We start from the raw sequence: 5,183 nt of genomic DNA, 5'->3' as shown, positions 1-5,183 counted from the left end.
AATTGCCGCGGCCGTAGAAAATCGCCACATCGACGTCGTCCGCCAGCTTGTCTTCTTCGCGGTCCACCGCCTGGATGCGCACATCGATCCCCGGATAAGCTGAGTTAAAGCCGGAAAGGCGCGGCACCAACCACTGAATGGCGAAGCTCGGCGGCAGACTGACGGTTAATGCCCCCTTGGCGCTGCGCGCCTGCAGCTTGCGCGTCGCCTCGTTGATCGAAGAGAAGATCTCCTTGATATCGAGGTAGTAACTTTGCCCCTCTTCGGTCAGCAGCAGCGAGCGGTTGCGCCGACGAAACAGCTTCAGCCCGAGGAAGTCCTCCAGCGACTTGATCTGGTGGCTCACCGCGGCCTGGGTCACGAACAGCTCTTCCGCCGCCTTGGTGAAACTCAGGTGGCGAGCGGCCGCATCGAACACGCGCAGCGCATTGAGGGGAGGTAAGCGTTTAGACATTAAATTAGCTACTTTTGTGTAACATTAATCCGAATGATTCGGCGCCGAAAATCGGGCGGCTTTGCGTGGCAAGCCATCGGTAAACGCTAACGGCGTATTGCCATTAGTTTTTTTTATCCGAGCCATTATAATTTGTCCGTTGAGGATGCGCCAGCAAATACCTATAGTGGCGGCACTTCCCGGGCCGGAACGAAAAGGGAGTGGGTGTCGAGGACGCCGATGAACTTTTGGCTTGTGGTTGTGATGTTGTGTTTGCAAATTGTCCGGCGATTCCGGACATGGTAGCTAGGCTACTGTTTTTTCACTTCCTGTACATTTACCCTGTCTGTCCATAGTGATTTTATGCAGCACCGCAAAACTTGCGGTGCTTTTTTTTGCCTGACGCTTATTGGTCGCTTTCAACCATCTCTTTCACATCGGCGCGGTTGATCTGTTGCTCGACGCCGTTGGCGTCTTTATAGCTGATCATGCCGGTATCGTTATCCACTTTAGGCTTGCCGTCAGCAACAATGGTGCGTCCGTCATTGGTATGCATCACGTAGTTGCTGGAACAGGCGGCCAGGGTGAACGTAAGCATCAGGGCAGAGAGAACTGCGGCTGTTTTCTTCATTGAGGACTCCTTTGTAGTTTTAAATGCTGATAAATACCTTTTGTGTGTATAAATGCGATTAATAAGCGCACATTTAATAGCATAACAAGCTTTCTCAGTTTTGCCAGGCGATAAGTCCTAATAGGCAGGATCGCTTGTCTCCGGCGGCAAAATAGGACAGGATCACCCATCGACTCAAGCCAGTGACAATCAGGGTATGACGCCTTTTAATCCCAGCCTTTTTCGCCAACAGTTTCCCGCGCTCGCGCAGGACGGTATCTATCTGGACAGCGCCGCCACCGCATTGAAACCGCAGGCGGTGATCGACGCCACGCAGCAATTTTATCGCGATGACGCCGCCACCGTGCACCGCAGCCAGCATCGTGCGGCGCAGGATCTGACCGCCCGCTTCGAGCAGGCGCGCGGCCAGGTGGCGCAACTGATCCATGCGCCGTCGGCCGACGACATCGTCTGGACGCGCGGCACCACCGAGGCGATCAACCTGGTGGCGCAGAGCTACCTGCGCCCGCGTCTGCAGCCAGGCGACGAAATTCTGGTGAGCGAAGCGGAACACCACGCCAACCTGATCCCCTGGCTGATGGTGGCGGAACAAACCGGCGCGCGGGTGGTGAAACTGCCGATCGGCGCCGATCGGTTGCCGGATTTGACGCAGCTGCCCGCCCTGCTAAACGACAAAACCCGCCTGTTGGCGCTGGGGCAAATGTCCAACGTCACCGGCGGTTGCCCGGATCTGGCGCCGGCTATCGCGCTGGCCCATGCCGCCGGCGCGCGCGTGATGATCGACGGCGCCCAGGGCGTGGTTCACGGCCCGGCCGACGTACAGCGACTCGACATCGATTTCTACGCCTTCTCCGGCCACAAGCTGTATGGCCCGACCGGCATCGGCGCGCTGTACGGCAAAGCCGAGCTGCTGGCGCAGATGGCCCCGTGGCAAGGCGGCGGCAAGATGCTGACCCAGGCATCGTTCGACGGCTTTACCCCGCAAAAGCCGCCGCACTGCTTCGAAGCCGGCACGCCAAACATCGCCGGCGTGCTGGGGCTGGCCGCCGCGCTCACCTGGCTCAGCGAACAGGACATAGCGGCGGCGGAGCGCTACAGCCGCGAGCTGGCGGACCAGGCGGAACAACGGTTGGCGCAGCTGCCGGGCTTTCGCAGCTTCCGCAGCTCCGGCTCCAGCCTGCTGGCGTTCGACATCGCCGGCGTACACCACAGCGACATCGTCACGCTGCTGGCGGAGCAAGGCATTGCGCTGCGCGCCGGCCAGCACTGCGCGCAACCGCTGATGGCGGCGTTAGGCGTCAGCGGCACGCTGCGCGCGTCGTTCGCCCCCTACAATACGCAACAGGACGTCGATACGCTGGTCAGCGCGTTGACTCACGCCCTCGATCTGCTGGCCGACTGACTTGACTCCCGGAGACGCTATGCTCGCCCCCCATCCTTTTGGCCGAGAGATCACCGCCGAAGCCTTGATCGCCACCTTCAGCGCGCTGAAACAGTGGGAAGACCGCTACCGCCAGCTGATTATGCTCGCAAAACGGCTGCCGCCGCTGCCGGAGGCCTTGCGCAGTGAAGAAATGGAATTGAGCGGTTGTGAAAACCGCGTCTGGCTGGGGCACCAGTTACTGGAAGACGGCACGCTGCATTTCTATGGCGACAGCGAAGGCCGCATCGTGCGCGGCCTGCTGGCGGTGCTGCTGACCGAAGTGGAAGGGAAAACGCCGCCGCAGATCGCCGCATTGGATCCGCTGGCGTTGTTCGACCGCCTGGCATTGCGCGCGCAGCTGAGCGCCACCCGCGCCAGCGGCCTGGCGGCGTTGGCCGCCGCCGTGCAGGCGATCGCCGCCCGTTACGCCTGACGCGCCGCCTTCGCCAGCATCTTTTTCAGCGCGTGCGACACGGCGACGAAGCCGAAGGTGGCGGTGACCATGGTCGCTGCGCCGAACCCCGCGCTGCAATCCATTCTTTTTGGCCCTTCCGCCGTGCTGCGCGAAGCGCATACCGAGCCGTCCGGCTGCGGATAAACCAGCGGTTCGCTGGAGAAGACGCAGTCGATGCCCAGCTTGCCCTTGCCGTTTTTCACCACGTTGAAATCGTGCTTCAGCCGCTCGCGCAGCTTGGCGGCCAGCGGATCCTGGATGGTTTTGGCCAGATCGGCCACTTCAATTTTGGTCGGGTCAATCTGCCCGCCGGCGCCGCCGGTGGTCACCACCGGGATCTTGAATCGGCGGCAGTATGACAGCAGCGCCGCCTTCGGCCGCACGCTGTCGATCGCGTCGATGACGTAGCTGAAGTTATGGTCCAGCAGCTCGGCGACATTTTCCGGGGTGATGAAATCGTCGATGCAGGTCACCCGGCATTCCGGATTAATCGCCAGGATACGCTCCGCCATCACCTCGGTTTTCGATTGCCCGACGTGCTGGCGCAGCGCGTGGATCTGGCGGTTGGTATTGGTGACGCAAACATCATCCATGTCGATCAGGGTAATGGCGCCGATGCCGGTGCGCGCCAGCGCCTCAGCCGCCCAGGAACCCACGCCGCCGATGCCGATCACGCAGACGTGCGCCTGCGCGAACACCGCCAGCGCCTGCTGGCCGTACAACCGCGCCGTGCCGCCGAAACGCTGCAGATAGGCTTCCGAATAAGCTGTGCTCATAACGCTTTAATTACCTTCATAATGCAAATGATAAGGGCCGGAAAATCCGGCCCTTGCGGGTCAATCTTTTCACGCCGTATGCGTTTAGCGGGTGGCCAGCAACGAACCGCCGCGGTTTGACTGATTGGCGCTGAACAGCTGGCCACCGCCGTTGTTCTTCAGCACCCAGACGCGGCCGTAGTGGTTGTAGTACCCCGCCGAGTGGCCAGCTTCCGGCCCGATGCCCTGATACATGTCAAAATGCTGGCCCTTGATGGCGCCGCCCACGTCGAGCGCGACCATCAGACGCATCTCGTATTTTCCCGTGAATTTACCCTTGTTGTCCAGCAGCGGCACTTCGGCCAGCAGCGTAGTGCCAGCCGGGATCAGCGAACGGTCGGAAGCCACCGAAGCTTTGGCGATCAGCGGCACCGCGCTGGCGCCCTTCACCGGCGCAAAAGCTTCCGGACGGAAGAACACGAACGACGGGTTCTGCTCCAGCAGCTCACGCACCTCTGCGGCGCTGTGGGTATCCGCCCACTGACGGATCGCCTGCATCGACATGTCCGCCTTGGCCACTTCGCCACGATCGATCAGCACCTTGCCGATGCTGCGATAGGCATGGCCGTTCTTGCCGCCGTAGCCGAAGAACACCAGCGGCTGGCCGTTGCCGTAGTCGACATAGCCGCTGCCCTGGACTTCCATCATGAAGTTGTCCATCAGCGAGTTGGTGTAAGCGATGATATAGCGATCGTCGAGCGCGCCGGAATAGATGCCCGCGCGATCCGGCAAGCGCCCCCTGCCCTTCGGCGGCATGCGGTACAGCGGATAGCGGAACTCGCCCTGTTGGGTATAGCGCGCCTGCACCACCGGCGTATAGTAGCCGGTAAACTGCACGTTGCCGTAATTGTCGACGCCTTCCATCTGGTAAGCGCTGAGGCCGTACTGGCTCAGCATGCGCGTGTCGGCGCCAGACGCCATCCAGCTTTGCACCGCCTGATAGGTGCTGTTGTTGCGGTTAAACAGCGAAGGCGACGCGTACTTGATCTCCATCAGCTGATCCGAGTAATCCTTGGCGTTGACCGGCGAACCTTTGGCGTTGGGCTGATTGACCAGCTCCAGCGATTGATCCAGACGGCCGTCCTTATATTGCTGACCCCGATCGGTCGGCTTGGACGAACAGCCCGCCAACACCGCCACCATCAACCCGCCCAGCAGGTATTTGCCCCAACGTCCTTTCATCGCGCACACTCTCAAACTGATATGATCTACCGGCTGAACGATAACAAACGCTCATTGATAAAGGAATCGCTGCAAATAAAAAAAGCCGCCCGGAGGATGGTGATGAAAAAGAAGGCAAATTGCGGGCAAATCCAGCAGAAAAACGGGTTTAGGCCAATAAAATGCAAAAAGGGTTTGCAACAAAACGCATGGAGAGTATAGTGCGCATCCATCGGACGCGGGGTGGAGCAGCCTGGTAGCTCGTC

Annotated in this window: 7 protein-coding genes; 2 read left to right on the top strand and 5 right to left on the bottom strand. The window is 60.3% G+C overall.

Annotated elements, in window-relative coordinates:
- Together ADK28_RS15675 and ADK28_RS15670 are read right to left on the bottom strand one after the other, a co-directional pair.
- The coding region (locus ADK28_RS15675) for a LysR family transcriptional regulator (RefSeq protein WP_048796051.1) at positions 1–454 on the bottom strand (454 nt) is incomplete at its 3' end.
- A 385-nt stretch (positions 455–839) separates the two neighbouring features.
- Positions 840–1,064 (bottom strand): YgdI/YgdR family lipoprotein, encoded by a 225-nt coding sequence (locus tag ADK28_RS15670; protein ID WP_028127531.1) that lies wholly within the window; start codon positions 1,062–1,064, stop codon positions 840–842.
- Positions 1,065–1,260: 196 nt separating this feature from the next.
- Here ADK28_RS15670 and csdA point away from each other — a divergent pair, with 196 nt between their 5' ends.
- The gene (csdA, locus tag ADK28_RS15665) at positions 1,261–2,466 is read left to right on the top strand and encodes a cysteine desulfurase CsdA (RefSeq protein ID WP_048796050.1); all 1,206 of its coding nucleotides are present in this window, start codon (positions 1,261–1,263) and stop codon (positions 2,464–2,466) included.
- A 19-nt stretch (positions 2,467–2,485) separates the two neighbouring features.
- Positions 2,486–2,920, top strand: coding sequence for a cysteine desulfurase sulfur acceptor subunit CsdE (csdE, locus tag ADK28_RS15660; protein ID WP_016929906.1), 435 nt, complete (start codon positions 2,486–2,488; stop codon positions 2,918–2,920).
- On the opposite strand, the gene tcdA is transcribed toward csdE, so the two are convergent.
- The 3 genes from tcdA to ADK28_RS32740 form a co-directional block, all read right to left on the bottom strand.
- Positions 2,911–3,717 (bottom strand): tRNA cyclic N6-threonylcarbamoyladenosine(37) synthase TcdA, encoded by an 807-nt coding sequence (gene tcdA / locus ADK28_RS15655; protein WP_048796049.1) that lies wholly within the window; start codon positions 3,715–3,717, stop codon positions 2,911–2,913. The two genes, csdE and tcdA, sit on opposite strands and share 10 nt — an antisense overlap.
- Before the next feature lie 84 nt (positions 3,718–3,801).
- Complete coding sequence (gene mltA / locus ADK28_RS15650) at positions 3,802–4,938, bottom strand: murein transglycosylase A (protein ID WP_016929908.1); 1,137 nt, start codon at positions 4,936–4,938, stop codon at positions 3,802–3,804.
- 26 nt (positions 4,939–4,964) lie between these two features.
- On the bottom strand, positions 4,965–5,183 hold a 219-nt coding region (locus ADK28_RS32740; RefSeq protein WP_048796048.1), incomplete at its 5' end, for a hypothetical protein.

The organism is Serratia sp. 506_PEND, assembly GCF_001076875.1.
In the GTDB taxonomy this organism is placed as follows: Bacteria; Pseudomonadota; Gammaproteobacteria; order Enterobacterales; family Enterobacteriaceae; genus Serratia; species Serratia marcescens.
This window is presented reverse-complemented; position numbering and strand designations above follow the sequence as displayed.

What these genes read in the sequence shown, in the direction of transcription:
- ADK28_RS15670 (WP_028127531.1), bottom strand. Translation starts at nt 1,064, where the DNA reads ATGAAGAAAACAGCCGCAGTTCTCTCTGCCCTGATGCTTACGTTCACC.
- csdA (WP_048796050.1), top strand. Translation starts at nt 1,261, where the DNA reads ATGACGCCTTTTAATCCCAGCCTTTTTCGCCAACAGTTTCCCGCGCTC.
- csdE (WP_016929906.1), top strand. Translation starts at nt 2,486, where the DNA reads ATGCTCGCCCCCCATCCTTTTGGCCGAGAGATCACCGCCGAAGCCTTG.
- tcdA (WP_048796049.1), bottom strand. Translation starts at nt 3,717, where the DNA reads ATGAGCACAGCTTATTCGGAAGCCTATCTGCAGCGTTTCGGCGGCACG.
- mltA (WP_016929908.1), bottom strand. Translation starts at nt 4,938, where the DNA reads ATGAAAGGACGTTGGGGCAAATACCTGCTGGGCGGGTTGATGGTGGCG.